Below are 26,073 nucleotides of genomic sequence, written 5' to 3'. Positions count from 1 at the left end.
GGGAACCCTTGTGGCGTTCGGGCCGTTGGAGCCTTCGAAGACGGGTTTGTCGTACGTCCCCTGCGGTCACGGGTGACAATGCTGGGGTACCGTCCGAAGAACAGTCTTTTCTCACAGCAGCATTTACCTACGGGCAGGAGGGACGGGGCGACTTCGCTCCGTATGGATGGACGTGAAGCGATACTTCCGTGGGCCGGTCATGTGGATCGTGCTGGCCGTCCTCGCCGTGGTCGTGTTGATGCAGGTCGTCGGCTCGTCCGGCGGCTACAAGACGGTGGACACCGGCAAGGTGATCCAGGCGATCAGCAAGAACCAGGTGAAACAGGCCAAGCTGACCACCGGTGACGAACAGATCCTGAAGATCGAGCTGAAGGACAAGGAAAAGCTCCAGGGCGAGTCCGGCAGCAAGTTCCAGGCGAGCTACATCGGCAACCAGGGTGTCGAGCTGGCCGACACGCTGCAGCAGAAGTTCGAGAGCGGTGACATCGAGAAGGGTTACACCGTCTCGCCGTCGAAGCAGTCCCCGTTCGTCTCGATCCTTCTCTCCCTGCTGCCCTTCGTCCTGATCGTCGTCGTGTTCCTGTTCCTGATGAATCAGATGCAGGGCGGCGGCTCCAAGGTCATGCAGTTCGGCAAGTCCAAGGCCAAGCTGATCACCAAGGACACGCCGAAGACGACGTTCGCCGATGTGGCGGGGTCGGACGAGGCCGTCGAGGAACTGTACGAGATCAAGGAATTCCTCCAGGAGCCGGCGAAGTTCCAGGCCGTCGGCGCCAAGATCCCCAAGGGCGTCCTGCTGTACGGGCCGCCCGGAACGGGCAAGACGCTGCTCGCTCGCGCGGTCGCGGGCGAGGCGGGCGTGCCGTTCTACTCGATCTCCGGGTCCGACTTCGTCGAGATGTTCGTCGGTGTCGGTGCCTCCCGAGTCCGTGACCTCTTCGAGCAGGCCAAGGCGAACGCTCCGGCGATCGTCTTCGTCGACGAGATCGACGCCGTCGGCCGGCACCGCGGTGCCGGTATGGGCGGCGGTCACGACGAGCGCGAGCAGACGCTCAACCAGCTGCTCGTCGAGATGGACGGCTTCGACGTGAAGGGCGGCGTCATCCTGATCGCCGCCACGAACCGGCCGGACATCCTGGACCCGGCGCTGCTGCGTCCCGGACGTTTCGACCGGCAGATCGCGGTCGACCGCCCGGACATGCAGGGGCGCCTGGAGATCCTCAAGGTGCACCAGAAGGGCAAGCCCGTCGCGGAGGACGTCGACCTCAACGCGGTCGCCCGTCGTACGCCCGGCTTCACCGGTGCCGACCTGTCGAACGTGCTGAACGAGGCCGCGCTCCTGACGGCGCGCAGCAACCAGAAGCTGATCGACAACCACATGCTCGACGAGGCCATCGACCGCGTCGTGGCGGGCCCGCAGAAGCGGACCCGGATCATGTCCGAGAAGGAGAAGAAGATCACCGCGTACCACGAGGGCGGACACGCCCTGGTCGCGGCGGCTTCCCCCCAGTCGGACCCGGTCCACAAGATCACGATTCTCTCCCGCGGCCGTGCCCTCGGTTACACGATGGTGCTCCCGGAAGAGGACAAGTACTCCACGACGCGCAACGAGATGCTCGACCAGCTGGCATACATGCTGGGCGGGCGCGCGGCCGAGGAGCTGGTCTTCCACGACCCGACGACCGGCGCTGCGAACGACATCGAGAAGGCCACTGCCACGGCCCGCGCGATGGTCACGCAGTACGGCATGACCGAGCGTCTGGGCGCGATCAAGTTCGGCGGCGACAACACCGAGCCCTTCGTGGGCCGGGAGATGGGCCACCAGCGCGACTACTCGGAAGAGGTCGCGGCGCTCGTCGACGAGGAGGTCAAGAAGCTCATCGAGACCGCGCACAACGACGCGTGGGAAATTCTCGTGGAGAACCGCGACATCCTCGACGCCCTGGTCCTGGAGCTTCTCGAGAAGGAGACGCTCGGCAAGGAGCAGATCGCCGAGATCTTCGCCCCGATCGTGAAGCGCCCGGCCCGTCCGGCGTGGACCGGTTCCGCCCGGCGTACTCCGTCGACGCGTCCGCCCGTGCTTTCTCCCAAGGAGCTGGCCCTGACCAACGGCGCTGCCAATGGTTCGGCCACCCCGGAGATCGCTCCGACGGACATCACGAAGAACACCGGCACCTCCACGGAGGCGCTTCCGGAGGACCGCCCCGAGAGCTAGCCCCCTGCCCGACCAGGTGTGTCCCCTGTCACGGGGGCTCCGCCAGGCCCGGAATGGATGCCGCGCCCCCCAGGTTCTAGCCTGTGGGGGCGCGGCTTTTTCGTACGCCTGCGCCATGCCTGCCGCATCGTGTGAGGTCCCGGCGGGCTGCGCGTGTGACTGCACAGAGGAACGAGGCACAGATGACCGACCCGGTGACGTTCGACGGGCAGGGTTCGATCGGCGTATTCGACGAGAAGCGGGCCGAGGCCGCCGTGCGGGAACTCCTCATCGCGGTCGGTGAGGACCCGGACCGCGAGGGCCTGCTGGAGACCCCGGGCCGGGTGGCACGCGCGTACAAGGAGATATTCGCCGGCCTCCACCAGGAGCCCGAGGACGTCCTGACGACGACGTTCGACCTCGGTCACGACGAGATGGTGCTGGTCAAGGACATCGAGGTGTTCAGCACCTGCGAGCACCACCTGGTGCCGTTCCACGGTGTCGCGCACGTCGGCTACATCCCGGCGACCTCGGGCAAGATCACGGGGCTGTCGAAGCTGGCACGGCTGGTCGACGTCTACGCCCGCCGGCCGCAGGTGCAGGAACGGCTCACCACGCAGATCGCCGAGTCCCTGATGGCGATCCTGGAGCCGCGCGGGGTCATCGTGGTCGTGGAGTGCGAGCACATGTGCATGTCGATGCGCGGCATCCGCAAGCCCGGAGCCAAGACGATCACCTCTGCGGTCCGCGGACAGCTGCGCGATCCGGCCACGCGCGCCGAGGCCATGAGCCTCATCATGGCGCGCTGAGCGCGGAGGAGAAGCCTTTAGGCGGCCTGGGCCTTCACAGGTGGTCCGGGCCTCCAGGCGGTCCGGGCCTCCAGGCGGTCCGGGCCGCTAGGCGGCCTGGGCCGTGTTCCGGTCGTTGTCGCCGTCCTCGGGTAGCTTGCAGACGCGCTCCAGGAAGAAGGCGGCGGCGACGACCGCGACGCCCGCCAGCACCGCGAAGCCCGCGTAGATGGCCTGATCCCGGCGGGGCGGGACATCGAGGGAGCCGAGCAGGAAGACACCCGTGCCGCCGTACATCCCGGCGACCAGTGCGGCGACGAGCGCGCTCGCCTGGCCGAAGACCAGGGCCCGGGCGGCCATCAGCGGCTCGACTCCCTTCGCGCCCGGGCGCCGCTCCCGCTGGGCGCGCAGCCGTGCCCTGATGGACAGGGCCGTGGCCAGCAGGACGACGGCGATCGCGGCCAGCACGATGGGAGCGGCGAGCGGCACGCTCGGCAGGGTCCCCAGGGCGTCCCAGAGGCGCGCCGCGCCCCAGGACAGCACGCCGGCTCCGGCGAAGATTCCGGCCAGGAGACCGAGCCGTAGTTGCTTCACCGAGAGTGCCGCCCTTCGCCGCCGTGGCCGTGCCGTCCGGCGCGGGTCGTCCACCCGTGCCGTCGCCGTTTCGTTCGCCCCCGAGCCTAACGACTACTCGGGCAGACGGAGTTCCAGGTCGGGCCGGGGAAGCACTCCTTCGCGGCCGACTCCGGTCAGCAGATCGGAGACCGGTCCCGCGCCGGGCAGCTGGGCCTCCGGGTCCACGTCGTGCCAGGGGGCGAGCACAAAGGCGCGCTCGTGGGCGCGCGGGTGCGGAAGGGTGAGCAGCGGGTCGTCGGAGACCACGTCGGCGTACGACACGATGTCGACGTCGATCGTGCGCGGGCCCCAGCGCTCCTCGCGGACCCGGTCGAAGGCCTCCTCGATGGCCTGGCCGCGCTCCAGCAGGGAAGAGGGGGGCAGGGTCGTCTTCACGACGATCACCGCGTTGAAGTACGACGGCTGGGAGCCGGGAGTGACGCCCCAGGGCTCCGTCTCGTAGACCGGGGAGACGGCCTTGACCCGCAGCCCGGGGGTGTCCTCCAGGGCGTCGATGGCGCCCTGGAGCGTCTCCAGCCGGTTGCCGAGGTTCGAGCCGAGGGAGATCACGGCGCGTTTGGGGTTGGAGAGGGTGACGTCCGCGGCGTCGACCTGCTCGACCACGGCGGCGGGAACCGGCTGTACGGTCGGGTCGCTCTGCCCTTCGGTGGAAAATGCAGTCATGCTCGGCTCCGGGTGATGGTGATGGTCACGTCGTCGAAGGGGACGGTGATCGGGGCGTCCGGCTTGTGGACGACGACCTCGACCTCCTCGACCCCCTCGTGCTTGAGGCACTGCTGCGCGATGCGTTCCGCGAGGGTCTCGATCAGGTCGACCGGCTCACCCTGGACGACGTCGACCACCTCTTCCGCGACCACGCCGTAGTGAACGGTCTTCGTCAGGTCGTCGGCGGCTGCCGCGGGGCGGGTGTCGAGGCCGAGCACCAGGTCCACGATGAAGGTCTGGCCCTCTTCCCGTTCCTTGGGGAAGACACCGTGGTGCCCACGGGCCTTGAGGCCGCGCAGCGCGACACGATCCACGCGAATCACTCCTGCTGTTCGTCGTCTCTGGAGGCACCCGTCCGCGTGCGGGCGGAAAGGTGCCGTCTTTCGAATCTACCCGCGAGCACCGACAGTGCCTGCCCGCGGGGGATGCGGGCCGGCACGGCATGGGGTTGGTAGCGGCGTATACCCCGTGATCGCCCGGACCAATCCCCGCGACGCGTCCGGGCCGTTCAGGAGGACGGTTCTTCGTCCTCTTCCTCGCCGGTTTCGGCCAGTACGGGGGAGCCGTGGTGGGACCACAGCTTCCAGCCCTCCGGTGTGCGCCGGAACACATTGGTGGCGACGACGAGCTGGCCGACCAGCGGGCCGAGCGCGTTGCCGTCCTCCGCCGGGCCGCCGCTGAGGATGTTCTCGGTGCAGGTCACCAGCGCGGTGTCACCGGTCATCGAGACGCCGACATCGGTCAGGAAGAACTGGATGTACTCCGTGTTCGCCATGATCAGCGCGTAGCTCCGCAGCACCTCACCGCGGCCCGTGAGCACCGGCCAGCCCGGATGGACACAGGAGACGGTGAGGTCCTCGCCCGGCAGCCAGAGGCCGGAGAGCGCGTCGAAGTCGCCGCGCTCCATCGCCTCGTAGAAGTCGGTGTTGGCCTGCTCGACGGCCGCGATGTCGGCGGCGGCCTCCTCGTGCTCGTCGCGCGCGGCGCTCACGCGGCTCCTTCGACGGCGCGGGCGACCCGCACCGCGTCGGCCGTGGGCCGCACAGCGTGGACCCGGACCGCCCAGGCGCCCGCGTTCGCGGAGAGGGCGGAGATCGCGGCCGTCGCGGCGTCCCGCTCACGGGCCGGCGGCGGGGTGGCGTCCCCGCCCGCCAGGACATGGCCGAGGAAACGCTTGCGGGAGGCGGCGACGAGCAGCGGCCTGCCCAGATCGCGCAGCCGGTCCAGGTGCGCGACGAGCGCCAGGTCCTGCGACGCGTCCTTGGCGAAGCCCAGACCGGGGTCGATCACCAGCTTCTCGGGGTCCACCCCGCCCTCGATCACGGCGTCCATCCGTTCGCGGAGCTCCGCCACGACCTCCCCCACGACGTCCTCGTAGACCGCCCGGCTGTTCATCGACTCGCTGAATCCGCGCCAGTGCATGACGACGAACGGCACTCCGGCCGCGGCTACCACCCGGATCATGTCCCGGTCGGCCAGGCCGCCGCTCACGTCGTTGACCAGGGCCGCACCGGCGGCCACGGACTGTTCGGCGACGCTGGCGCGCATGGTGTCCACGGAGATGGTCACGCCCTCGGAGGCCAGACCCCGCACGACGGGGATCACCCGCCGGAGCTCCTCCGCCTCGTCCACCCTGCTCGCGCCGGGGCGCGTCGACTCACCGCCGACGTCGACGAGATCCGCCCCTTCGGCCACCAGTTCGAGGCCGTGCTTGATCGCAGCCGTGGTGTCGAACCAGTGGCCTCCGTCGGAGAAGGAGTCGGGCGTCACATTGACGACCCCCATGACCGCGCAGCGGTCCCACTCCGGCAGACCCCGTACTGTGCCCCGTCCTCGCAACGTACTCATGCGACCAGCCTAGGCCCGGTGAGGGGCCGTCCCCTGCCGGACCCGTCCCGCACCCCAAGGATCCGCCCGCTCCGGGACCGGCCGCACCCGAAGAATCCGCCCGCTCCGGGACCGGCCGCGCCCGGAGGATCCCGCCCGCCCCGGGGTCGGTCGGACGGCCCCCCGATTGGCCGTGCGCCAGGTCCTCAGGCGCCGACGCCCGCCACGGTCTCCACGGCGACCTCGGCGCGCGGCACGTCCTGCGCGTCGGCGTCGATCGAGCGGCGCAGTGCCTCGTGGAGCCGGGCCGGGGTGAGCACGCCGAGGAAGCGGCCGGTGCCCTCCTCGTCGATGACGGCGATCCAGCCCGCGTCGTGCTGGAGCATCGTGGCGAAGGCCTGCTTGAGCGGCGCGCCGAGCGGAAGCCACGCCTCCATGCGCCGGGCGTGCTCGCGGACCGTGCCCTTCGCGGTCGCCGCGTCGCCCGCCGGGATCCAGCCGTGCAGGTTGTCCTGGCCGTCCAGGACGACCGCCCAGCGCGCGCCGTCCGCCCGCAGCCGCTCGGTCGCCGTCGCCAGCGGGTCGTCGAGGTGGACGACCGGCGGCTGGTCCAGGTCGCTCTCCTCGACCGGAGTGACCGAGAGCCGCTTCAGGCCGCGGTCGGCCCCGACGAAGTCGGCGACGTACGGGGTCGCCGGAGCGCCGAGCACGGTGGCGGGGGTGTCGAACTGCTCGATGCGGCCCTGCCCGTAGACGGCGATGCGATCGCCGAGCCGGACGGCCTCCTCGATGTCGTGGGTGACGAACAGGACGGTCTTGCGGACCTGTGCCTGGAGTTTCAGGAATTCGTTCTGCAGCCTCTCCCGCACGACGGGGTCGACCGCGCCGAAAGGCTCGTCCATCAGCAGGACGGGCGGATCTGCCGCCAGGGCCCTTGCCACGCCCACGCGTTGGCGCTGGCCGCCGGAAAGCTGCTCGGGATAGCGGCCGCCGTAGACGGAAGGATCCAGTCCGACCAGATCGAGCAGTTCGGCGGCGCGCTCCTTTCCCTTTCCCCGCTTCCAGCCCAGGAGATGGGGCACGGTCGCCGTGTTCTCCAGGACCGTTTTGTGCGGGAAAAGGCCGACCTGCTGAATCACATAGCCGATGCGGCGCCGGAGTTGCACGGGGTCGATGGCGGATATGTCGTCCCCGTCGAGGAATATCCGGCCCTCGGTCGGTTCGATCAGACGGTTCACCATCTTCATGGTGGTCGTCTTGCCGCAGCCGGAAGGTCCGACGAGCGTGACCAGTTCACCGTCGGCGACCTCGAAGGAAAGGTCGTCGACGGCGGTGGTGCCGTCCTCGTACCGCTTGGTGACGTGCTCGAAACGGATCATGATTCCCCATTGTGACGCGGGTTCTGTGAAGGCCATGTTGCCGGAATACGACAGCCTCGGCGATTGTCGGTGCTCGGGGATAGGGTCGCCGGAGAAGAAGCCGTGACGGCGCCGCGAGGGCAAACGGGAGGTGGGGGACGGATGGCCGAGCAGAACTGCCTGGTGGCGAACGACTGGATCTGCGGGGAGTATCTGCGTTCCCGCAGCCACGAGTTGACCGAGGCGACCGTCCAGCACATCTGGATCACGGGGGTCTCCGTGCTGATAGGGCTCGCGGTGGCATTTCCGCTCGCCCTGCTCGCGCGCCGCGGAAGGCGTTTCGCGGGACCGGTGCTGGGGCTGACCACCGTGCTCTACACCGTGCCCTCGCTGGCGATGTTCTCGCTGCTGCTGCCGCTCTTCGGGCTGTCGGCGGCGCTCGTCGTCACGGGTCTGGTGCTCTATTCGCTGACCATCCTCGTGCGCAACATCCTGGCCGGCCTCGAAGCGGTGCCCCAGGAGGCCAGGGAAGCCGCGAAGGGTATGGGCTACGGCCCCGCCCGGCTCCTCTGGGAGGTCGAACTCCCCCTGGCGCTCCCCGCGCTGATGGCCGGGCTGCGCATCGCCACGGTGTCGACGGTCGCGCTGACCACGGTCGGCTCGCTCGTCGGCAAGGGCGGCCTCGGCAACCTCATCGAGGACGCCCTGCCCAGCTTCTTCAAGGCCCAGGTGCTCACAGCATCCGTGCTCTGCGTGCTGCTCGCGGTGGCCGCGGACCTGCTGCTGCTCGGCGTGCAGCGTCTGCTCACGCCGTGGACCCGGATACGGACGCCGTCCGCGGGGCCGGGCATCGCGAAGACGGAGGCGGCCTGACCCATGGGAGTCATCCAAGACGCGTGGACCTGGCTGACCACCGGCTCCAACTGGTCGGGGGACGGCGGGGCGGCCCAGCGCCTGGCGGAGCATCTCTACGTCAGCGGGATCGCCCTCGCGGTGGCCTGTGCCCTCGCCCTGCCGGTCGCCCTCTGGCTGGGCCACGTCGGCAAGGGCGGCGCGCTGGCGGTCAACGTCTCCAACGTGGGGCGGGCGGTCCCGGTGTTCGCGGTGCTGGCCCTCTTCATGATGACGCCCCTGCGTAACTCCGGCTATCTGCCCACGGTCATCGCGCTGGTGCTCTTCGCGGTGCCCCCGCTGCTGACGAACGCCTACGTCGGGATGAGGGAGGTCGACCGGTCGGTGCTGGAGGCGGCTCGGGGGATGGGGATGTCCGGCGGGCAGCTGTTCGTGCGCGTCGAGCTCCCCCTCGCCTACCCGATGATCATGACCGGTCTCCGGTCCGCCGCCGTACAGGTGGTCGCGACCGCCTCCATCGCCGCGATGGTCGGGCTCGGCGGCCTCGGCCGGATCATCACCGCCGGATTCAACACCTACGACACGGCGCAGGTCTTCGCGGGCGCCGTGCTGGTCGCCCTGCTGGCCCTGGTCGTGGAGGGCGCGCTCGTGGTGCTGGACCGGCTGCTGTCGCCCCTGCGCCGCCGCAGGACCGTATGAACGGCCGCCGCGGGACCGTAGGAACGCGCGGACTCTTTCGCACTGTGCACACCATTTTTCCCGGACGGAGAACACCATGAGCAGGACCTCGCGCATAGCGGGTGCGGTCATCGGCGTGGTCGCGCTGGCAGGGTCGCTCGCGGCCTGCGGCGGCGACAGCCTGGAGAACGAGAAGGGCGGCTCGGACGCGGGTTCGGGCGCCGGCTCCAAGAAGGGCTCGCTCGTCGTGGGCGCCGCCGCCTTCACCGAGTCGAAGGTGCTGGCCGAGCTGTACGCGCAGATTCTGGGCGACGCCGGATACGACGCCTCGATCACCACGGTGAAGAACCGCGAACTCTACGAACCCTCCCTGGAGAAGGGCGAGATCGACGTCGTACCGGAATACGCGGCGACCCTCGCGGAATTCCTCAACGCCAAGGTCAACGGCGCGGACGAGGCGGGCAAGAACCCGGTCGCCTCGGGTGACGTGGCGGCCACGGTGGCGGCCCTGGAGAAGCTCGCCACCCCGCTCGGGCTGAAGGTCCTTCCGGCGGGCGAGGCGGTCGACCAGAACGCCTTCGCGGTGACGAAGGAATTCGCCGACAAGAACAGCCTGAAGACGCTTTCCGATCTCGGCGCCTCGAAGATCAAGGTGAAGATCGCCGCGGGTGACGAGTGCGAGGTGCGCCCGTTCTGCGCTCCCGGACTGAAGAAGACGTACGGCATCGACGTCACCGGCATCGATCCCAAGGGTGTCGGCACGCCGCAGTCCAAGCAGGCCGTCAAGGACGGCAAGGACCAGCTGGTCCTCACGACCACCACGGACGCGGTGCTCGACCCTTACGGGCTGGTGTTCCTGGAGGACGACAAGAAGCTCCAGAATGCGGACAACGTCCTTCCGGTTGTCAATGCCAAGGACGCGGGCGCCCCGGAGATCGCGGAGACGCTGGCGAAGCTCACCGGCGTACTCACCACGAAGGACCTCGCGGAACTCAACCGCAAGGTCGACGCAGAGCGCGCCAAGCCCGCCGATGCGGCCGCGGACTATCTCCGGTCGAAGGGCTTGATCAAGAAGTAAAAGGGCGTATCGAAGGGCCACTTGAGAGGCCGCAAGGTAACCGGCGGGGAACAGATTGCCGGGCGGCCTCCCAAGTGGCTCGTACGCACGGTAAATTTCGGGCCATGCCACGAGGACGCCACCGCCATTCGCCGCCCCTTCACAGAATCCTGCCGCCCGCCGTGCTGGCCGGAGTGCCGGTCGTCTGTGCCGCCGGCGCCTGGCTCCTCGCGGAACCGCAGGCTTTGCGCGCCCTGGTGGCCGTGACGGCGGCCGCCGCCGTCACCGGTGCCTGGTTGATGCGCAGCTGGGACCGGGCCGCCGGGCTGCGTGTGGCGGAGCTGACCCGGGCGCGGGCCAGCGACGAGTGGAAGACCGAGGAGCGCATAGCCGAGGTCGAGGCCGACCTCGAGGAATCACGGGAACTGCGCGTCCGGCTGGAGACCAAGCTGCGCCGCAAGCGCGTGGAGCTCGCCGGGCTGCGGAACGAGCACGCGGCGCTGCTGCGCCGGTACGCCAACGCCGAGACCGAGCGGGCCAGCGCGCTGGAGGGCCGCAGGCAGCTCGCCATCGAGGCGTCCGCTCCGCGCGAGCTGCTTCCCGCGAGCTCCACACCGACCCCCGGGGCCTATCTGAGGGCCGCCCAGGCACTCCAGGACCTCTCGCGGAACGCGGCGCTCCAGGAGGCCCGCCGCACCGCCGAGCTGGCCAGGAAGCGCGATCTCGCCGAGCGCGCCGCGGAACGGGACACGGAGGGAAACGGCCCGAAGGGGAAGCACGCGGCGGTCGCCGGAGCGGGTGACCTCCAGCACCGCCGTACCCAGGCCGCCCTGCCCGCCCCGAAGCTGTCGCCCGCCCCCGTGCGCCCGCCCCGCGCCGTGCCCGCGGCTTCCGCGGTCGTCCCGTACGCCGCGGCCCGCCGCCACCTCGTCCCGCAGGGAAGCTTCGACTTCTTCGGGACGCAGAAGGCGAACGCCGCCATCGAGTCCGTGCAGAACGAGGACCTCGCGGACGTGGTGGGCGAGGAGGCGCTGGCGGCGCACCGCACAGGCACGGCCGAGAACCGCGCGGTCGGCAAGGTCATCGACCTGACGGCACACGACGACACCGAGCAGCTGGATGTCGTCGGGCTGCGGAGAGCGATCTCCTCGTAGCGACCGCGGCTCCGCCGGAGCGAGGCGGAGCGGGACGGGGCTACTTGTCGATGTCCCCGACGACGAAGAAGAGCGATCCGAGGATCGCCACCATGTCGGCGACCAGCGTGCCCGGCAGCAGCTCGGTCAGCGCCTGGATGTTGTTGTACGAGGCGGAGCGCAGCTTCAGCCGGTACGGGGTCTTCTCGCCCGTGGAGACCAGGTAGTAGCCGTTGATGCCGAGCGGGTTCTCGGTCCAGGCGTAGGTGTGCCCCTCCGGAGCCTTCAGCACCTTGGGCAGCCGCTGGTTGATGGGCCCGGGAGCCAGGTCCGCCATCCGGTCCAGGCAGGCGTCGGCCAGGTCCAGCGCGTTGTGCGTCTGCTCCAGCAGGCATTCGAAGCGGGCCAGGCAGTCGCCCTCGGTCCGGGTGACGACCTTGAGCGTGTCCCGCAGCTCCCCGTACGCGAGATACGGCTCGTCCCGGCGCAGGTCGAAGTCGACCCCCGAGGCCCGGGCGATCGGCCCGGAGACCCCGTAGGCGTGCACGGCCTCGGCGGACAGCACGCCCACCCCGCGGGTGCGGCCCCGGAAGATCTCGTTGCCGAGCACCAGCCGGTCGTACACGTCCATCCGTGAACGCACCGACGCCACGGCGTCCCTGGCCCGGCCGAGCCAGCCCGCGGGCAGGTCCTCCTTGAGGCCGCCGACCCGGTTGAACATGTAGTGCATCCGGCCGCCGGAGACCTCCTCCATCACGGCCTGGAGCTCCTCGCGCTCCCGGAACGCGTGGAACATCGGTGTGATCCCGCCGAGTTCGAGGGGGTAGGAGCCGAGGAACATCAGATGGTTCAGGACCCGGTTCAGCTCCGCGAGCAGCGTCCTCGTCCAGACGGCGCGCTCCGGGACCTCCATGCCGAGCATGCGCTCGACGGCCATGACGACCCCGAGCTCGTTGGAGAACGCCGACAGCCAGTCGTGGCGGTTGGCGAGCATGATGATCTGGCGGTAGTCCCGGGCCTCGAAGAGCTTCTCCGCGCCGCGGTGCATGTAGCCGATGACCGGCTCCGCCTGCTGGATCCGCTCGCCGTCCAGCACGAGCCGCAGCCGGAGCACACCGTGCGTGGAGGGGTGCTGGGGACCGATGTTCAGCACCATGTCGGTGCTCTCCGCCGCGCCGCCGATGCCGATCGTCGTCTCCGTCATGCGGGACAGTATCCCCCCTCGCCATCCGGGCCCCGCTATCCCTCCTCGCGGTCCGTGAACCGCCGTCCCTGTCCCTCGTCCGGGCCCGGGGCCTGCCGCCGCCGGCCCTCCTCGCGGTCGGTGACCCGTTGCCGCAGCCAGCCGAAGTCGCCCAGACCGCCCCGCGCCGTGAGCTCCGCGGCCTCGCCCGCCGCCGCGAGCGCCCGCACGTAGCCGGCGGGGTCCGCCGACGCCCTCGCCAGCGGCGGCCGTTCACCGCTGACGCCCAGTTCGCGCAGTGCCGTCCGCTGGTCCAGCAGTTCGGCGGTGCCCCCGGCCGCCGCCGCGCACGCGTCCAGGGCGACGTGGGAGGTCAGGTCGCAGCCGCCGTCGGGTACCGGCTTCACCTCGCGGCCCTCCCGGAAACCCGTGAGCGTCCCGAACGGCGGCCGTGCCGCACGGACATGCGCGTAGTCCACCGCCACGGCGGTCCCGGAGTCCAGGGAGGCGACGGCCCCGGCCCAGGCCTCGTCGCGCGGCCTGCCGATCTCCGCGCGGTCACCGGGCCGGGACAGCGGCCACCAGCGGCTCAGCCACCGGGCGTCGGCCCCGGTCACCGGATCGCCCAGCCGCTCGGCGCCGTCGCTCCGCACGAGGACGTAGCGGGCCACCCCGTCGGCGTCGGCCTCGGCGACATCGGTCGGGACGTTGTCCAGCCACTCGTTGGCGAACAGCAGCCCCCGTGCGCCCCGGGGGAGTTCGGCGCACCACTCGACGGCGGGATCCAGGCCCGGCGGGCGCGGGGCGATCTCCACGGCGTACGCCCGCACGGTGAGCCCCGGAGCGAGGGAGCCGTCCCGCAGCGCCGCCAGCACCCCGGACACCAGCTCGCCGCGGCCCGCCCCCACATCCACCAGGTCGACGGAGTCCGTGCCCAGCTCCCCGGCCGTGGCGGCCAGCAGCCGGGCGACGGCGGTCGCGAACAGCGGGGAGGCGTGCACCGATGTGCGGAAATGGCCCGCAGGGCCCTCCGGGCGCCGGTAGAAGCCCTCGGCACCGTACAAAGCGGACTCCGCGGCTTCCCGCCATCGGCACCAGTCATACGTCACGTAGGCAAGTCTCCACCTTGGGGAGTACGGTCCCAGGATCCGGATCGGCCCTCCGGCTGACCCTGGTACCGATCAGCTGTCCCTACGCTGGGTAACGTGCAGCGCTTCTACGATTTCATCCGCAGACACCCGACGGGCGTCGACATCCTCTGGGCTGTCGTCCTCCTCGGGTTCTCCGGCGTGTCCATCGTGGCCGGCCAGGTCGGTGGCGGCCCGGAGCGCGTCGCCGCCGTGCCGATCGCCGTCGGACTCTGCGTCGTGGTCGCGCTGCGCCGCCGGGCACCGGAGAGGATGCTGCTGCTCGCGATCCTGATGGGCGTCGCCCAGCTGCTGTTCGGCGTGCGGCCGGATGTGGCGGACTTCGCCATGCTGGTGATCACCTACACCGTCGCCACGGGTGGCGAGCGGTGGGCGTCCCGGCTCGCCCTCGGATGCAGCCTGGCCGCGGCGGGGATCTCGCGGCTGCGCTGGCCCGACGACGCACCGTACGGCGGCTGGGCCCAGTCGCTCGGCTACGTCGTCATCATGACCGTGCCGTTCGTCTTGGCCTGGGTGCTCGGTGACTCGATACGCACCAGGCGGGCCTACTTCAGCCAGCTGGAGGAGCGCGCCGCCAGGCTGGAGCGCGAGCGCGAGGCTCAGTCGAAGGTGGCCGTGGCCGCCGAACGCGCCCGTATCGCCCGTGAACTGCACGATGTCGTCGCGCACAACGTCTCGGTGATGGTGGTCCAGGCCGACGGCGCCGCGTATGTCATGGACGCGTCCCCGGATCAGGCCCGCCAGGCACTGGAGACCATCTCCAGCACCGGGCGCCAGGCACTCGCGGAGATGCGGCGGCTGCTCGGCGTGCTGAGGACCGGGGACGCCGAGGAGAGCGGGGAGTACGTCCCCCAGCCCGATGTCGAGCAGATCGAGGAACTCGTGGGCAAGGTCAGGGAGACCGGCCTCGCCGTGGACTTCAGGATCGAGGGCACTCCGCGTCCGCTGCCGAGCGGGGTCGAGCTGACCGCGTACCGCATCGTCCAGGAAGCCCTCACTAACACCCGCAAGCACGGCGGCCCGGACGCCGGGGCGAGCGTGCGGCTCGTCTACTTCGACGACGGGCTCGGCCTCCTCGTCGAGGACGACGGCCGGGGGGCGCCGCACGAGCTGTACCAGGACGGCGGGATCGACGGCGCGGGTCAGGGAATGATCGGCATGCGCGAGCGGGTCGGCATGGTCGGCGGCACGCTGGACGCGGGCCCCCGCCAGGGCGGCGGCTTCCGGATCAGCGCACTGCTCCCGCTCAAGCCGGCCAACCAGTGAAGGAAGGACAGGACACCTCATGGCGATCCGCGTGATGCTCGTCGACGACCAGGTGCTGCTGCGCACCGGGTTCCGGATGGTGCTCGCCGCACAGCCGGACATGGAGGTCGTCGCGGAGGCGGGCGACGGGGCCGAGGCGATCGAGGTGCTCGACTCCACGGCGGTCGACGTGGTGCTGATGGACGTGCGCATGCCGCGGCTGGACGGCGTCGAGGCGACCCGGCGCATCTGCGCGCGGACCGATCCGCCCAAGGTGCTGATCCTGACCACGTTCGATCTGGACGAGTACGCCTTCTCCGGCCTGAAGGCGGGCGCCAGCGGGTTCATGCTCAAGGACGTGCCGCCCGGCGAGCTGCTCTCCGCGATCCGCTCGGTGCACAGCGGCGACGCCGTCGTGGCCCCGTCCACGACCCGCCGGCTGCTCGACCGCTTCTCGCCGATGCTGCCGAGCAGCACGGAGGAACCGCGGAACAAGCATGTGGGGAAGCTGACGGAGCGCGAGCGCGAAGTGATGCTGCTGGTCGCCCAGGGACTGTCGAACGGCGAGATCGCGGCCCGGCTGGTGCTCTCCGAGGCGACCGTGAAGACGCACGTCGGCCGCATCCTCACCAAGCTGGGGCTGCGCGACCGCGTCCAGGTCGTCGTCCTCGCCTACGAGACGGGACTGGTCAGGGCCGGTGGCGGGGCGGGCTGACGCTCACCCGCGCACGCGTAGGCCGCGGCTCACCGCAGCACGCCCTCCAGGAAGTCGCTGCCCAGCCGGGCCACCACGGTCAGGTCCAGCGCGTGCAGGACGTACCGGCCGCGCCTGCGGGTGGTGACGAGCCCGGCCTTCTTGAGCACGGCCAGATGGCGGGAGACCTCGGGCGGTGTGATGCCGTGCGACGCGGCGAGTTCGCCCGTGGTGTACGGGGAACGGGCCAGGTTGCGACAGATCCGCATCCGCATCGGGTGGGCCAGCGCCTCCATCCGGAGCTGGAGCAGCTCGACGGACGCGGGGGAGGGCAGCTCGGGGCGGTGCACCGGGTACTGGATCACCGGGCGCCAGCCGGGGGCGTGCAGCACCATCAGATGCGGCCAGCCGAAGCTGGTCGGGATGAGGGTGAGACCGGTGCCGGCGGCGGACCCCGTGGCCTCGGTGCGGCCCGTGGTCAGCTTGTCGACGCTGATCCTGCCGGCCTGCTCGTCCAGTGACAGGGCCGCGGAGACCGCGTCCAGTGCCGCGGCGAGGCCCTTGCGGCGCAGCACCTCCGTCTTGTGCCGGGCATCGGTCGCCAGCTGGACCTGGGCGCGCTGCCAGGTGTCGGAGAAGAAGGCCTGGTCGCAGTCCTCGAAGAGCCGCCGGACCCAGCCGCGCACGGAGACGGGGTCGGCCAGCAGCTGGCGGGTGAAGGCCAGCGGCTTGGGTCCCCTGGCCGCCGCCATGTCCAGCGCGCGGGTCCGCATCGGTGCGTCGCCGAGCGGTGAGGGCGCGCCCGTCCCGTAGAGGCTGGTGCAGGTGAACTCCAGGGCGGCCGAGACGAACCGCTCGTCGTCCAGCTTGTCGAGGATGTCCAGGTCCTCGGCGAGGGTCGCGCCGGTCCTGCCGTCGCCGCCCGGGACGCCGGCGAACGGCATGAAGATGTCGGAGAACGTGTTCCGCCACAGGAACTCCGCCTCGGTCAGCCGGTCCGCGAGGTCCGGCTCCAGGGCGGCGGAGGTCGCGGTCGCCCAGCCGTGCAGACCGGGGTGGTGCCCGGGCTCGGAGAGCGCGTGCAGGGCCAGCCCCAGCTCTGCCAGAGGGGAGGTCGCGAAAACGATGCGTTCGGGAGGCAGACCCGCGATGTCGATGTGCACGCTCACCCCTCCATAGTGCGGGGTGCCGGAGCGGGGTCCCCGCCACTTGACCGCAGCCGTCAATCCACGGGCGGAGCCGGCGGGGCGGGGTCAGGCTGGATCCATGGACATCGTTCAGCAGCACATGCTCGACAGCTATCGGGCCGCGCAGCACGGCGAGGTGCCGCCACCGCTGCCCGGCAGGCACGACCGGGACGTCCTGCGCGGCATCCGCAGGCGCATCCGCGCCTGGGCGGCCGCCCACAGGCCGCCCCTCGCGTGATCCGCGGCACCCCCCCTACGCGAGCCGTGCGGTGAACTCCGCCACCGCCTCCTTCACGTCGCCGGCCGTCCACTCCAGCCCTGGAGCCGCCACCGTGACCTCGGTGAACGAGAGCCCGGGCGGACCGGACGGCGCAGCGAACCAGCGGCGGAAGAGCGTCACGCCCGTCTCCTCGGCCTGCCGCACCGACGCCTCGTCCAGTACCTCCGCGGCGTACGGCAGCCAGACCTGGAACTGGTGGGTGTGCGGCGGTTCCGGGTGCACCCGGAACCACGGCACCGACGACGCGGCCAGGCCCTCCGAGAGCGCCCCGGCGACCACCTTGGCGTGGGCCACGTACGACGGCAGCCTCGGCAGTTCCCGCTCCAGGCCCAGCAGGGCGGAGAGGGCGGCCGGATACTGCTGGAAGACCTGCCCGCCGTAGCGGTGGCGCCAGGTCCTGGCCTCCTCGATCAGCGACTCGGGCCCGGCGAGCACCGCACCGGACATGCCGTCCAGGGACTTGTAGAACGACACGTACACGCTGTCGGCGAGCGCGGCGATCTCCGGCAGCCCGCGCCCGAAGTGCGACGCGCACTCCCAGAGCCGCGCCCCGTCCAGATGCACCACGGCGTCCCGCTCCCGCGCGGCGGCCACGGAGGCCTCCAGCTCCTCCCAGGAGGGCAGGACGAAACCGGCGTCGCGCAGGGGCAGCTCCACCATGAGCGTGCCGAACGGCTCGGGGAAGTCCCGGATCTCCTCCGCCGTCGCCTGGCGGGGAGCGCTCGTGGGATGCACCGTGCGCAGTCCGCTCAGCGAGGTGAGGGCGGAGCGCTCGTGCACCTCGGGGTGGGCCAGCGGATGCAGCGCGACGACCGGACTGCCCGTACGCCCCGCCCAGCACCGTAGGGCGATCTGCTGGGCCATCGTCCCGGTCGGGAAGAACGCCGCGGCCTCCATGCCCAGCAGATCGGCGGTGCGCCGCTCGACCTCGGCGACGACCCCGTCCCCGTACACATCGGTCCACTCGTCCAGGTCGTGGACGGTGCCGGCTCCGGCGGCGAGCGTGGTCAGCCGCTCGGCCAGCGTGTGGTCGGCGGAGGCCCGCGCCAGGACCTTCCCGGACCGCTGCCACGCGGTCAGCCTGCGGTTGCGCTGCTTCTGCTCATCGGTGACTGCCATGGGACGATCATCACCCGGACAACCGGCACCGCCCACCGCGGGTCCCCTCGCCGCCGGAAGTTATCCACAGGGTGTGGACGATCGGTGGGTGTACGGAAACGCTGGCGTAGCATGCAGAGGAATCGTCCGGTACCCCCCGCGGACTGGAACGGAAGGCCATCGCCGCGTGAACGCATCAGTTTCCAAGGACCCCCTCGACGCGAGGGACCGCCCCGCCCGCCTCGCCGTCGGAGTCGTCGGCGCGGGCCGTGTCGGCCCCGCCCTCGCCGCCTCGCTGCAGCTCGCCGGACACCGCCCGGTCGCGGTGTCGGGCGTCTCCGACGCATCCGTGCGCAGGGCCGCCGCCCTGCTCCCCGACGTGCCCCTGGTGACCCCCGCCGAGGTCCTCGCACGGGCCGATCTCGTGCTGCTGACCGTCCCCGACGACGCGCTGCCCGGCCTGGTCGAAGGCCTCGCCGAGACCGGCGCCGTGCGTCCGGGCCAGCTGATCGTCCACACCTCCGGGCGTTACGGGACGAAGGTGCTCGACCCCGCGCTGAGGGCCGGAGCCCTCCCGCTCGCGCTGCATCCGGCGATGACCTTCACCGGCACCTCCGTCGACGTCCAGCGGCTGGCCGGCTGCTCCTTCGGGGTCACCGCCCCCGAGGAGCTCAGGCTCGCCGCGGAGGCGCTCGTCATCGAGATGGGCGGCGAGCCCGAATGGGTCGCCGAGGAGTCCAGGCCGCTCTACCACGCCGCGCTCGCCCTCGGCGCGAACCACCTGGTCACCCTGGTCGCGCAGTCCATGGAGCTGCTCCGGAAGGCCGGTGTGGGCGCCCCCGACCGGATGCTCGGCCCGCTGCTCGGCGCCGCCCTCGACAACGCCCTGCGCTCCGGCGACGCCGCGCTGACCGGGCCCGTCGCCCGGGGAGACGCGGGGACGGTGTCCGCGCACATCCGCGAGCTGCGCCGGCACGCCCCGCAGACGGTGGCCGGATATGTCGCCATGGCCCGCGCCACGGCCGACCGGGCGCTGGACCACGGGCTGCTCAAGGCGGAGCTCGCGGAGGACCTCCTCGGCGTCCTCTCCGACAGCAACGCCGTGCACGGAACGAACGGAACACACGGCCCGGACGAGTCCGGACCGGGGGAGAGCCGATGAACAGCGCACCCGAGCCGATGAACGCCCGCCCCGCCATCCTGCTGAACACCGCGGCCGAGCTGGACGCCCTCGGCCGCGCCCCCGGGGCACGCCGTTGCGTCGCCATGACGATGGGCGCGCTCCACGAGGGCCACGCCACCCTGATCCGCGCCGCGCGGACCGCGGCGGGACCCGACGGCCAGGTCGTCGTCACCGTCTTCGTCAACCCGCTCCAGTTCGGCGAGGCGGCCGACCTCGACCGCTACCCCCGCACCCTGGAGGCCGACCTCGCCCTCGCCTCGGAGGCCGGGGCCGACGCGGTCTTCGCCCCCTCCGTCGACGAGGTCTACCCCGGTGGCGACCCCCAGGTCAGGATCACCTCGGGCCCCATGGGAGAGCGGCTGGAAGGTGCCCACCGCCCCGGGCACTTCGACGGCATGCTCACCGTCGTCGCCAAGCTCCTGCACCTCACCCGGCCGGACGCGGCGTTCTTCGGACAGAAGGACGCCCAGCAGCTCGCACTGGTCCGCCGCATGGTGCGCGACCTCAACTTCGGCATCGACATCGTCGCCGTACCGACCGTCCGCGACCCGGACGGCCTCGCGCTCTCCAGCCGCAATCGCTTCCTCACCCCCGAGGAGCGCCACACCGCGCTGGCGCTGCCCAGGGCGCTGTTCGCAGCACGCGACCGGCTGGCCGCCCAGCAGGCGCTGCACGCCCGCGCCCGGACGGTCCCGGAGCGCGAGGGCAGGGCCGCAGCCCTCAACCGGCTCGGCGAGGCCCGTGCGGCGGCCGACACCCAGGCGGTGGCGTTGGCCCGGCCGACCGTCGCCCCCGCGGCGGTGCGGTCCGCCGCCCGTGCCGTGCTGGACGAGGCGGCCGAGGCGGACGTGCCGCTGGTCCTGGACTACGTGGCGCTCGTGGACCCGGCCGACTTCACCGAGATCCCGGACGACCGCGTCAGCGGCGAGGCGATCCTCGCCGTCGCCGCGCGGGTGGGCGCCACCCGCCTGATCGACAACATCCCGCTGACCCTCGGAGCCCTCTCGTGACCGGAATACGGCTGACCGCCCCCGCCCCCGGCTGGGCCATCGACGCGGACGTCGTCGTGGTCGGCTCGGGCGTGGCCGGTCTCACCACCGCGCTGCGCTGCGCAGCGGCGGGCCTCGCGACCGTGGTCGTGACGAAGGCCCGCCTCGACGACGGTTCCACCCGCTGGGCGCAGGGCGGCATCGCTGCGGCCCTCGGCGAGGGCGACACCCCGGAGCAGCACCTCGACGACACCCTGGTCGCCGGGGCGGGGCTCTGCGACGAGGCGGCGGTGCGCGCCCTGGTCACCGAGGGCCCCGACGCCGTACGCCGGCTGATCGGCACGGGCGCCCACTTCGACACCACGGAGACGGGTGCCATCGCCCTGACGCGCGAGGGCGGGCACCACCGCCGTCGCATCGCGCACGCCGGGGGCGACGCGACGGGGGCCGAAATCTCCCGTGCCCTGGTCGGCGCGGTCCGCTCCGCAGCCCTGCGCACCATCGAGAACGCCCTGGTCCTGGACCTGCTCACGGACGCCGAAGGCCGTACCGAAGGCGTCACCCTGCACGTCATGGGCGAGGGCCAGCACGACGGGGTCGGCGCCGTCCGCGCTCCCGCGGTGGTGCTCGCCACCGGCGGCATGGGCCAGGTCTTCTCCGCCACCACCAATCCGCCGGTCTCCACGGGCGATGGGGTGGCGCTCGCGCTGCGGGCCGGGGCCGAGATCTCCGACCTCGAATTCGTCCAGTTCCATCCGACCGTCCTGTTTCTCGGCGCCGGTGCCGAGGGTCAGCAGCCGCTGGTGTCCGAGGCGGTGCGCGGCGAGGGCGCGCACCTCGTCGACGCGTCCGGGACCCGCTTCATGCTCGGGCAGCACGAGCTGGCCGAGCTGGCGCCCCGCGACATCGTCGCCAAGGCGATCACCCGCCAGATGCAGCTCCAGGGCACCGAGCACATGTATCTCGACGCTCGCCACTTCGGTGCCGAGATGTGGGAGAAGCGCTTCCCGACGATCCTGGCGGCCTGCCGCACCCACGGCATCGACCCGGTGACGGAGCCGATCCCGGTGGCCCCCGCCGCGCACTACGCCTCGGGTGGCGTGCGTACGGACCTCACGGGCCGTACGACCGTTCCCGGCCTGTACGCCTGCGGAGAGGCCGCCTGCACCGGTGTCCACGGCGCGAACCGGCTGGCGTCCAACTCGCTTCTGGAGGGCCTGGTCTTCGCCGAGCGCATCGCGGCCGACATCGCGAGCAGCGCGGAGGCCGCCGACCGCCCGCGGGCCGCGGCCCCGGGCATACCGATGGTGGACTTCTCCCGCGAGCGCACCGTCCCGCTGCTCACCGCCGAGTCCCGCGGCACCATTCAGCGGATCATGACCAGGGGCGCCGGAGTGATCCGCTCCGCCGCCAGTCTCGCCACCGCGGCCGAGGAGCTGGAGGCGCTCCGGCGCGCGGCCGCCGACGCCGAGAACGACGGCCCCAAGGACGCCGTGCCCGGCGTGGAGGCGTGGGAGGCGACCAACCTGCTGCTCGTCTCGCGGGTGCTCGTCGCCGCCGCCGGGGAGCGTGAGGAGACCCGCGGCTGCCACTGGCGCGAGGACTTCCCGGACCGCGACGACGACGCCTGGCGCCGCCACCTCGTCGTACGCGTCACCCCGGACCGCCGGCCCGTCGTCCGCACGACGGACAGTGCCGCGTTCCCGCCCGTACGCGCCGGAGAACCGGCAGACTCCGCACTGCCCACCAGCCTCCGCAACCAGCCCGCCGACGCCCCCGAGGAGCCGTAACCGTGAGCACGCCCGAAGAGAATCCGCGCCCGACGCCCGTGGACGTACCGCTGATCCACATCGGCGCACCCGCCGAGTCCGGGGGCGGCTGCGGCGACGGCTGCGGCTGCGGTGACGGCTACGACCCCGACGGCCTGGAGTGCGGCCTCGACCCCGCGCTGGCCCAGCTCCTGGCCGAGGCCGGGCTGGACCCGGTCCAGGTCGAGGACATCGCCCATGTGGCGATCGAGGAGGACCTCGACGGCGGCGAGGACGTCACCACCGTCGCGACCGTCCCCGAGGACGCCGTCGCCACCGGGGACTTCACCGCGCGTGAGCCGGGCGTGGTCGCCGGTCTGCGCGTCGCCGAGGCCGTCCTCTCCATCGTCTGTACCGACGAGTTCGAGGTCGAGCGCCACGTCGAGGACGGCGACCGCGTCGTGGCGGGCCAGAAGCTGCTCACGGTCACCACCCGCACCCGTGACCTGCTCACCGGCGAGCGCAGCGCGCTCAACCTGCTCTGCCGGCTCTCGGGGATCGCGACCGCGACCCGCGCCTGGGCCGATGTGCTCGAAGGCACCAAGGCCAGGGTCCGCGACACCCGCAAGACGACCCCGGGACTGCGCGCGCTGGAGAAGTACGCCGTGCGCTGCGGCGGCGGCGTCAACCACCGCATGTCGCTCGTGGACGCCGCGCTGGTCAAGGACAACCACGTGATCGCCGCGGGCGGTGTCGCCGAGGCGTTCACCCGGGTCAGGAAGGCGTTCCCCGAGCTCGCGATCGAGGTCGAGGTCGACACCCTGGAGCAGGTCCGCGAGGTGCTCGACGCGGGCGCCGACCTGATCCTCCTGGACAACTTCACCCCCTCCGCGACCGCCGAGGCGGTCGCCCTCGTCGGCGGCCGTGCCGTGCTGGAGTCCTCGGGCCGGCTCTCCCTCGACTCCGCGCGGGCCTACGCCGACGCCGGGGTCGACTACCTGGCCGTCGGAGCGCTCACGCACTCCTCGCCGATCCTCGACATCGGCCTGGACTTCCGCGACGCGGCACCGACCGACGGGGCCGTCGCCTGATGCTGCTCACCATCGACGTCGGAAACTCCCACACGGTCCTCGGCCTGTTCGACGGCGAGGAGATCGTCGAGCACTGGAGGATCTCCACCGACGCCCGCCGCACCGCCGACGAGCTGGCCGTCCTGCTCCAGGGCCTGATGGGCATGCACCCGCTGCTCGGCATGGAACTCGGCGACGGCATCGAGGGCATCGCGATCTGCTCGACCGTCCCCGCCGTGCTGCACGAGCTCCGCGAGGTCACCCGCCGCTACTACGGCGACGTCCCCGCGGTCCTGGTGGAGCCGGGCGTCAAGACGGGCGTGCCGGTCCTGATGGACAACCCGAAGGAGGTCGGCGCGGACCGCATCGTCAACGCGGTCGCCGCCGTCGAGCTCTACGGGGGCCCGGCGATCGTCGTGGACCTCGGCACCGCCACCACCTTCGACGCGGTGTCGGCGCGCGGCGAGTACGCGGGCGGTGTGATCGCGCCCGGCATCGAGATCTCGGTGGAGGCGCTCGGGGCGAAGGGGGCCCAGCTCCGCAAGATCGAGCTGGCCAGGCCCCGCAGCGTGATCGGCAAGAACACGGTCGAGGCCATGCAGTCCGGCATCGTGTACGGCTTCGCGGGCCAGATCGACGGGGTCGTCGAGCGCATGAAGAAGGAGCTGGCGGCCGACCCCGACGAGGTCACCGTCATCGCGACCGGCGGCCTTGCTCCGATGGTGTTGAAGGACTCCTCCGTCATCGACGAGCACGAACCGTGGCTGACGCTGATCGGGCTGCGCCTCGTGTACGAGCGCAACCTCGCCCGGATGTAGGGCGCGCCCGCGGTCACCTGCGGGAACGGTCCGGCGGTGCGGCGCTCGACGGCGCGCCGCCGGGCGACCAGTTAAGCGGATTTTGTCCATTTAGCACGTATTGTCGCTTCATGCCCACGCCCTACGGATCACGCGGCGGCATGGCGTTCAGCGCGGACGAGCTCCGAGTGCTCCGACGCGCTCTCGCCAACGCCCTCCACCCCACGCCCCTGCCGGAAGATGACGTCCAGGACTGCCTGCGGCTCGCGGGTGCGGTGGACGAGGCGGTGAGCGAGGCCGGCAGGCTGCGCGCCTTCCTCCTCGCCGATCTCGCCCGCTACCGCGAAGCGCTCCCCGGCTCGCTCAGCGGCTACCTGGAGCTCCTCCAGGACGCCCTCGCGGCGGGTTACGACCCCCGCCCCGACGATCTGGCGGCCTTGCGCGCCCTGCGGGGCGGACCGGTCGCGGCGGCCCTCCTGGAGCGCTGCCAGGTGCTCGCCGAGCGTTCCGTGCGGGCCCGCCTCGCCGGGCGGGCGATCCCCGTCACCGCACCCGCGCCGCGCAGCCGGCTGCTGGCCCTCCCCGGGGGCCTGTCGGCGGCCAAGGAGCCCGAGCGGCCCCGGACCCCTTCGGGGCCTCCCGTACCGGCCCGCCCCGCCGCTCCCGGTGAGCGCCCGATGCCCAAGCCCTCCGAGGTCTTCCCGCCCCGCCGCAGGCCCGTACCGGCGCCTGAGCCGGAGGAGCGCGCGGTGTCCTGAGCCGCCGGGAAGGGCCGCCGCGCCCGAGGGGTGCCCGGGAGTGGCCGGAATGCCGGGCTCGCTACCCTGGAGGGCATGGACTACGTATCCGCGCTCGTTCCCCCCGTGGTGATGGCCGTCTTCTTCGTCGGTCTCGTCATGACGATCATCAAGAGCCAGGGCGGCCCCAACAAGGCCAAGGAGGACGCCGCGGTGGACGCGGCGATCGCCCGTGCCGAGTCGGCCGAGCAGGCTCCCCGGGCCGGGAGCGTCTGACCCGGACCTGAGCACGAAGGGCGCACGGCTCCTCCGGAGCCGTGCGCCCTTTTGCGGTCCCAGAAATATCCCATTCCAGACATTTAGCACTAAGGTGACGCTGTGCCTCGCCAATTGGGAGAGCTGGAAGACGCCGTGATGACACGGGTCTGGCAATGGAACCGCCCGGTCACGGTGCGGGAAGTTCTGGAGGACCTTCAACAGGAACGGTCCATCGCGTACACGACCGTCATGACGGTAATGGACAATCTCCATCAGAAGGGCTGGGTGCGCCGGGAAGTCGACGGCCGGGCATATCGATATACAGCCGTCTCCACCCGCGCCGCATACGCGGCCGCGCTCATGAACGAAGCCTGGTCGCAGAGCGACAACCCGGCCGCCGCGCTGGTCGCCTTCTTCGGCATGATGTCCGCCGAGCAGCGCGAGGCTCTCCGGGATGCGATGCGGGTCGTCGTGCCCACCTTCCCGGAACCGTCCGAGAGCCGGCCGGATGACGGGGCCGCGGCCGATGAAGCGCCCCAGGAGGGCGGGCGATAGCGTCGGGGGATGTCCTCAGAGCAACCGCAAACCGAACACCGCAGCGAGTCGCAAACCGGAGCTCATACCCTCCCGGAAACCGGGTCTCGCGCAGAACTTCATACCGGCCCGTCGGTAAATAAGCCGGCCATCACCGTCCGCAGGGCCAGGACGAGCGATGTCGTCTCCGTCCGGGGACTCCTTGACGGCTACGTCTCCGAAGGCATCCTGCTCGACAAAGCGACGGTGACGCTTTACGAGGACATCCAGGAGTTCTGGGTCGCCGAACGCGACGAGGACGCCCGTGTCATCGGCTGCGGCGCACTGCATGTGATGTGGGAAGACCTCGCCGAAGTCCGTACTCTCGCCGTCGATCCGGGCATCAAGGGCGCCGGAGTCGGACACCAGGTGCTGGACAAGCTCTTGCAGACCGCGCGCTGGCTCGGTGTACGCAGGGTTTTCTGTCTCACCTTCGAAGTGGACTTCTTCGCGGCACACGGCTTCACCGAGATCGGAGAGACACCGGTCGACGGAGATGTCTACAGCGAGCTGCTGCGTTCCTATGACGAGGGTGTCGCCGAGTTCCTGGGTCTCGAACGAGTGAAGCCGAACACCTTGGGCAACAGCCGGATGCTTCTGCACCTGTGAACGGCGGAAGAGACCGGAACCCCTATGTCCGAATCGCGCATGTTTC

General features: G+C 71.4%; 28 protein-coding genes. 18 read left to right on the top strand and 10 right to left on the bottom strand.

The genetic code is table 11. The features are described 5' to 3' along the window. Nucleotides 1-166 precede the first annotated feature (166 nt). Nucleotides 167-2,215 carry an ATP-dependent zinc metalloprotease FtsH gene (ftsH, locus tag AMK10_RS25220; protein WP_073750254.1) on the top strand — a complete coding sequence of 683 codons (2,049 nt, stop codon included), beginning with the start codon at nucleotides 167-169 and terminating at the stop codon, nucleotides 2,213-2,215. Nucleotides 2,216-2,397: 182 nt separating this feature from the next. After that, on the top strand, nucleotides 2,398-3,003 hold the full coding sequence (folE, locus tag AMK10_RS25215) for a GTP cyclohydrolase I FolE (RefSeq protein ID WP_073750253.1): 606 nt from the start codon (nucleotides 2,398-2,400) through the stop codon (nucleotides 3,001-3,003). 87 nt (nucleotides 3,004-3,090) lie between these two features. Here folE and AMK10_RS25210 read toward each other — a convergent pair whose 3' ends face one another. From AMK10_RS25210 to AMK10_RS25185, 6 genes are all read right to left on the bottom strand, one after another. Then, nucleotides 3,091-3,576, bottom strand: a complete 486-nt coding sequence (locus AMK10_RS25210) for a DUF3180 domain-containing protein (RefSeq protein WP_073750252.1) — start codon at nucleotides 3,574-3,576, stop codon at nucleotides 3,091-3,093. Nucleotides 3,577-3,669: 93 nt separating this feature from the next. After that, nucleotides 3,670-4,281: a 2-amino-4-hydroxy-6-hydroxymethyldihydropteridine diphosphokinase gene (folK, locus tag AMK10_RS25205; RefSeq protein WP_073750251.1), complete on the bottom strand. Its 612-nt coding sequence runs from the start codon at nucleotides 4,279-4,281 to the stop codon at nucleotides 3,670-3,672. Continuing rightward, on the bottom strand, nucleotides 4,278-4,637 hold the full coding sequence (gene folB / locus AMK10_RS25200) for a dihydroneopterin aldolase (RefSeq protein ID WP_073750250.1): 360 nt from the start codon (nucleotides 4,635-4,637) through the stop codon (nucleotides 4,278-4,280). The genes folK and folB overlap by 4 nt, the downstream gene beginning before the upstream one ends. A 194-nt stretch (nucleotides 4,638-4,831) precedes the next feature. Further along, nucleotides 4,832-5,314 (bottom strand): nuclear transport factor 2 family protein, encoded by a 483-nt coding sequence (locus AMK10_RS25195; protein ID WP_073750249.1) that lies wholly within the window; start codon nucleotides 5,312-5,314, stop codon nucleotides 4,832-4,834. After that, nucleotides 5,311-6,171: a dihydropteroate synthase gene (gene folP / locus AMK10_RS25190; protein WP_073750248.1), complete on the bottom strand. Its 861-nt coding sequence runs from the start codon at nucleotides 6,169-6,171 to the stop codon at nucleotides 5,311-5,313. The genes AMK10_RS25195 and folP overlap by 4 nt, the downstream gene beginning before the upstream one ends. Before the next feature lie 185 nt (nucleotides 6,172-6,356). Then, a complete protein-coding gene (locus tag AMK10_RS25185) occupies nucleotides 6,357-7,529 on the bottom strand; it encodes a betaine/proline/choline family ABC transporter ATP-binding protein (protein WP_073750247.1) in 1,173 nt (390 codons plus the stop codon). A 141-nt stretch (nucleotides 7,530-7,670) separates the two neighbouring features. Between AMK10_RS25185 and AMK10_RS25180 the strand changes: the two genes are divergently transcribed. The 4 genes from AMK10_RS25180 (at nucleotide 7,671) to AMK10_RS25165 (ending at nucleotide 11,249) form a co-directional block, all read left to right on the top strand. Then, nucleotides 7,671-8,381, top strand: coding sequence for an ABC transporter permease (locus AMK10_RS25180; protein ID WP_073750246.1), 711 nt, complete (start codon nucleotides 7,671-7,673; stop codon nucleotides 8,379-8,381). A 3-nt stretch (nucleotides 8,382-8,384) separates the two neighbouring features. Further along, nucleotides 8,385-9,059 (top strand): ABC transporter permease, encoded by a 675-nt coding sequence (locus AMK10_RS25175; RefSeq protein ID WP_073750245.1) that lies wholly within the window; start codon nucleotides 8,385-8,387, stop codon nucleotides 9,057-9,059. Nucleotides 9,060-9,135: 76 nt separating this feature from the next. Further along, entirely contained in the window at nucleotides 9,136-10,116 is a 981-nt protein-coding gene (locus tag AMK10_RS25170; RefSeq protein ID WP_073750244.1) for an ABC transporter substrate-binding protein, read from the top strand. A gap of 104 nt (nucleotides 10,117-10,220) precedes the next feature. Next, nucleotides 10,221-11,249 (top strand): hypothetical protein, encoded by a 1,029-nt coding sequence (locus AMK10_RS25165; RefSeq protein WP_073750243.1) that lies wholly within the window; start codon nucleotides 10,221-10,223, stop codon nucleotides 11,247-11,249. A 40-nt stretch (nucleotides 11,250-11,289) separates the two neighbouring features. Here AMK10_RS25165 and AMK10_RS25160 read toward each other — a convergent pair whose 3' ends face one another. Together AMK10_RS25160 and AMK10_RS25155 are read right to left on the bottom strand one after the other, a co-directional pair. Then, nucleotides 11,290-12,432: an NADH-quinone oxidoreductase subunit D gene (locus tag AMK10_RS25160; RefSeq protein ID WP_073750242.1), complete on the bottom strand. Its 1,143-nt coding sequence runs from the start codon at nucleotides 12,430-12,432 to the stop codon at nucleotides 11,290-11,292. 35 nt (nucleotides 12,433-12,467) lie between these two features. After that, entirely contained in the window at nucleotides 12,468-13,520 is a 1,053-nt protein-coding gene (locus AMK10_RS25155) for an SAM-dependent methyltransferase (RefSeq protein WP_241839680.1), read from the bottom strand. Between the two features lie 96 nt (nucleotides 13,521-13,616). On the opposite strand from AMK10_RS25155, the gene AMK10_RS25150 reads away from it, so the two are divergent. Together AMK10_RS25150 and AMK10_RS25145 are read left to right on the top strand one after the other, a co-directional pair. Beyond that, the gene (locus AMK10_RS25150; protein WP_073750241.1) at nucleotides 13,617-14,825 is read left to right on the top strand and encodes a sensor histidine kinase; all 1,209 of its coding nucleotides are present in this window, start codon (nucleotides 13,617-13,619) and stop codon (nucleotides 14,823-14,825) included. A gap of 19 nt (nucleotides 14,826-14,844) precedes the next feature. After that, complete coding sequence (locus tag AMK10_RS25145; RefSeq protein ID WP_073750240.1) at nucleotides 14,845-15,519, top strand: response regulator transcription factor; 675 nt, start codon at nucleotides 14,845-14,847, stop codon at nucleotides 15,517-15,519. 29 nt (nucleotides 15,520-15,548) lie between these two features. Here AMK10_RS25145 and AMK10_RS25140 read toward each other — a convergent pair whose 3' ends face one another. Beyond that, nucleotides 15,549-16,661 (bottom strand): DUF5937 family protein, encoded by a 1,113-nt coding sequence (locus tag AMK10_RS25140; protein WP_073750239.1) that lies wholly within the window; start codon nucleotides 16,659-16,661, stop codon nucleotides 15,549-15,551. A 103-nt stretch (nucleotides 16,662-16,764) separates the two neighbouring features. Here AMK10_RS25140 and AMK10_RS37755 point away from each other — a divergent pair, with 103 nt between their 5' ends. Next, nucleotides 16,765-16,923: a hypothetical protein gene (locus tag AMK10_RS37755; protein WP_198959785.1), complete on the top strand. Its 159-nt coding sequence runs from the start codon at nucleotides 16,765-16,767 to the stop codon at nucleotides 16,921-16,923. Between the two features lie 15 nt (nucleotides 16,924-16,938). On the opposite strand, the gene AMK10_RS25135 is transcribed toward AMK10_RS37755, so the two are convergent. Then, nucleotides 16,939-18,084 carry a threonine aldolase family protein gene (locus AMK10_RS25135; protein ID WP_073750238.1) on the bottom strand — a complete coding sequence of 382 codons (1,146 nt, stop codon included), beginning with the start codon at nucleotides 18,082-18,084 and terminating at the stop codon, nucleotides 16,939-16,941. Between the two features lie 166 nt (nucleotides 18,085-18,250). Here AMK10_RS25135 and AMK10_RS25130 point away from each other — a divergent pair, with 166 nt between their 5' ends. The 9 genes from AMK10_RS25130 to AMK10_RS25090 all read left to right on the top strand — a co-directional run bounded on the left by AMK10_RS25130 (nucleotide 18,251) and on the right by AMK10_RS25090 (nucleotide 26,027). Beyond that, nucleotides 18,251-19,225, top strand: a complete 975-nt coding sequence (locus AMK10_RS25130) for a Rossmann-like and DUF2520 domain-containing protein (protein ID WP_073750237.1) — start codon at nucleotides 18,251-18,253, stop codon at nucleotides 19,223-19,225. A gap of 17 nt (nucleotides 19,226-19,242) precedes the next feature. Further along, the gene (panC, locus tag AMK10_RS25125; protein WP_073750982.1) at nucleotides 19,243-20,256 is read left to right on the top strand and encodes a pantoate--beta-alanine ligase; all 1,014 of its coding nucleotides are present in this window, start codon (nucleotides 19,243-19,245) and stop codon (nucleotides 20,254-20,256) included. Further along, on the top strand, nucleotides 20,253-22,025 hold the full coding sequence (locus tag AMK10_RS25120; RefSeq protein WP_073750236.1) for an L-aspartate oxidase: 1,773 nt from the start codon (nucleotides 20,253-20,255) through the stop codon (nucleotides 22,023-22,025). Before panC ends, AMK10_RS25120 begins: the two co-directional genes overlap by 4 nt. Before the next feature lie 2 nt (nucleotides 22,026-22,027). After that, complete coding sequence (gene nadC, locus AMK10_RS25115) at nucleotides 22,028-23,074, top strand: carboxylating nicotinate-nucleotide diphosphorylase (RefSeq protein WP_073750235.1); 1,047 nt, start codon at nucleotides 22,028-22,030, stop codon at nucleotides 23,072-23,074. Further along, a complete protein-coding gene (locus AMK10_RS25110; protein ID WP_073750234.1) occupies nucleotides 23,074-23,871 on the top strand; it encodes a type III pantothenate kinase in 798 nt (265 codons plus the stop codon). Before nadC ends, AMK10_RS25110 begins: the two co-directional genes overlap by 1 nt. Nucleotides 23,872-24,011: 140 nt before the next feature. Continuing rightward, entirely contained in the window at nucleotides 24,012-24,608 is a 597-nt protein-coding gene (locus tag AMK10_RS25105) for a hypothetical protein (protein WP_073750233.1), read from the top strand. A gap of 75 nt (nucleotides 24,609-24,683) precedes the next feature. Next, the gene (locus tag AMK10_RS25100) at nucleotides 24,684-24,863 is read left to right on the top strand and encodes a hypothetical protein (RefSeq protein ID WP_073750232.1); all 180 of its coding nucleotides are present in this window, start codon (nucleotides 24,684-24,686) and stop codon (nucleotides 24,861-24,863) included. Between the two features lie 102 nt (nucleotides 24,864-24,965). Next, on the top strand, nucleotides 24,966-25,400 hold the full coding sequence (locus tag AMK10_RS25095) for a BlaI/MecI/CopY family transcriptional regulator (protein ID WP_073750231.1): 435 nt from the start codon (nucleotides 24,966-24,968) through the stop codon (nucleotides 25,398-25,400). A 9-nt stretch (nucleotides 25,401-25,409) separates the two neighbouring features. Next, complete coding sequence (locus AMK10_RS25090; RefSeq protein WP_241839679.1) at nucleotides 25,410-26,027, top strand: amino-acid N-acetyltransferase; 618 nt, start codon at nucleotides 25,410-25,412, stop codon at nucleotides 26,025-26,027. The last annotated feature ends 46 nt before the right edge of the window (nucleotides 26,028-26,073 follow it).

Source organism: Streptomyces sp. CB02058, assembly GCF_001905505.1.
In the GTDB taxonomy this organism is placed as follows: Bacteria; Actinomycetota; Actinomycetes; order Streptomycetales; family Streptomycetaceae; genus Streptomyces.
The sequence above is the reverse complement of the archived record's forward strand: the minus strand, read 5'-3'. Positions and strand labels throughout refer to the sequence as shown.

Excerpts from the sequence above, each read along its gene's own strand:
- AMK10_RS37755 (WP_198959785.1), top strand. The coding sequence starts at position 16,765 with ATGGACATCGTTCAGCAGCACATGCTCGACAGCTATCGGGCCGCGCAG.
- AMK10_RS25090 (WP_241839679.1), top strand. The coding sequence starts at position 25,410 with ATGTCCTCAGAGCAACCGCAAACCGAACACCGCAGCGAGTCGCAAACC.
- ftsH (WP_073750254.1), top strand. The coding sequence starts at position 167 with ATGGACGTGAAGCGATACTTCCGTGGGCCGGTCATGTGGATCGTGCTG.
- AMK10_RS25105 (WP_073750233.1), top strand. The coding sequence starts at position 24,012 with ATGGCGTTCAGCGCGGACGAGCTCCGAGTGCTCCGACGCGCTCTCGCC.
- AMK10_RS25180 (WP_073750246.1), top strand. The coding sequence starts at position 7,671 with ATGGCCGAGCAGAACTGCCTGGTGGCGAACGACTGGATCTGCGGGGAG.
- AMK10_RS25135 (WP_073750238.1), bottom strand. The coding sequence starts at position 18,084 with ATGGCAGTCACCGATGAGCAGAAGCAGCGCAACCGCAGGCTGACCGCG.
- folE (WP_073750253.1), top strand. The coding sequence starts at position 2,398 with ATGACCGACCCGGTGACGTTCGACGGGCAGGGTTCGATCGGCGTATTC.
- AMK10_RS25145 (WP_073750240.1), top strand. The coding sequence starts at position 14,845 with ATGGCGATCCGCGTGATGCTCGTCGACGACCAGGTGCTGCTGCGCACC.
- AMK10_RS25175 (WP_073750245.1), top strand. The coding sequence starts at position 8,385 with ATGGGAGTCATCCAAGACGCGTGGACCTGGCTGACCACCGGCTCCAAC.
- AMK10_RS25100 (WP_073750232.1), top strand. The coding sequence starts at position 24,684 with ATGGACTACGTATCCGCGCTCGTTCCCCCCGTGGTGATGGCCGTCTTC.
- AMK10_RS25170 (WP_073750244.1), top strand. The coding sequence starts at position 9,136 with ATGAGCAGGACCTCGCGCATAGCGGGTGCGGTCATCGGCGTGGTCGCG.
- folK (WP_073750251.1), bottom strand. The coding sequence starts at position 4,281 with ATGACTGCATTTTCCACCGAAGGGCAGAGCGACCCGACCGTACAGCCG.
- AMK10_RS25160 (WP_073750242.1), bottom strand. The coding sequence starts at position 12,432 with ATGACGGAGACGACGATCGGCATCGGCGGCGCGGCGGAGAGCACCGAC.
- AMK10_RS25185 (WP_073750247.1), bottom strand. The coding sequence starts at position 7,529 with ATGATCCGTTTCGAGCACGTCACCAAGCGGTACGAGGACGGCACCACC.
- folP (WP_073750248.1), bottom strand. The coding sequence starts at position 6,171 with ATGAGTACGTTGCGAGGACGGGGCACAGTACGGGGTCTGCCGGAGTGG.
- AMK10_RS25110 (WP_073750234.1), top strand. The coding sequence starts at position 23,074 with ATGCTGCTCACCATCGACGTCGGAAACTCCCACACGGTCCTCGGCCTG.
- AMK10_RS25165 (WP_073750243.1), top strand. The coding sequence starts at position 10,221 with ATGCCACGAGGACGCCACCGCCATTCGCCGCCCCTTCACAGAATCCTG.
- panC (WP_073750982.1), top strand. The coding sequence starts at position 19,243 with ATGAACGCCCGCCCCGCCATCCTGCTGAACACCGCGGCCGAGCTGGAC.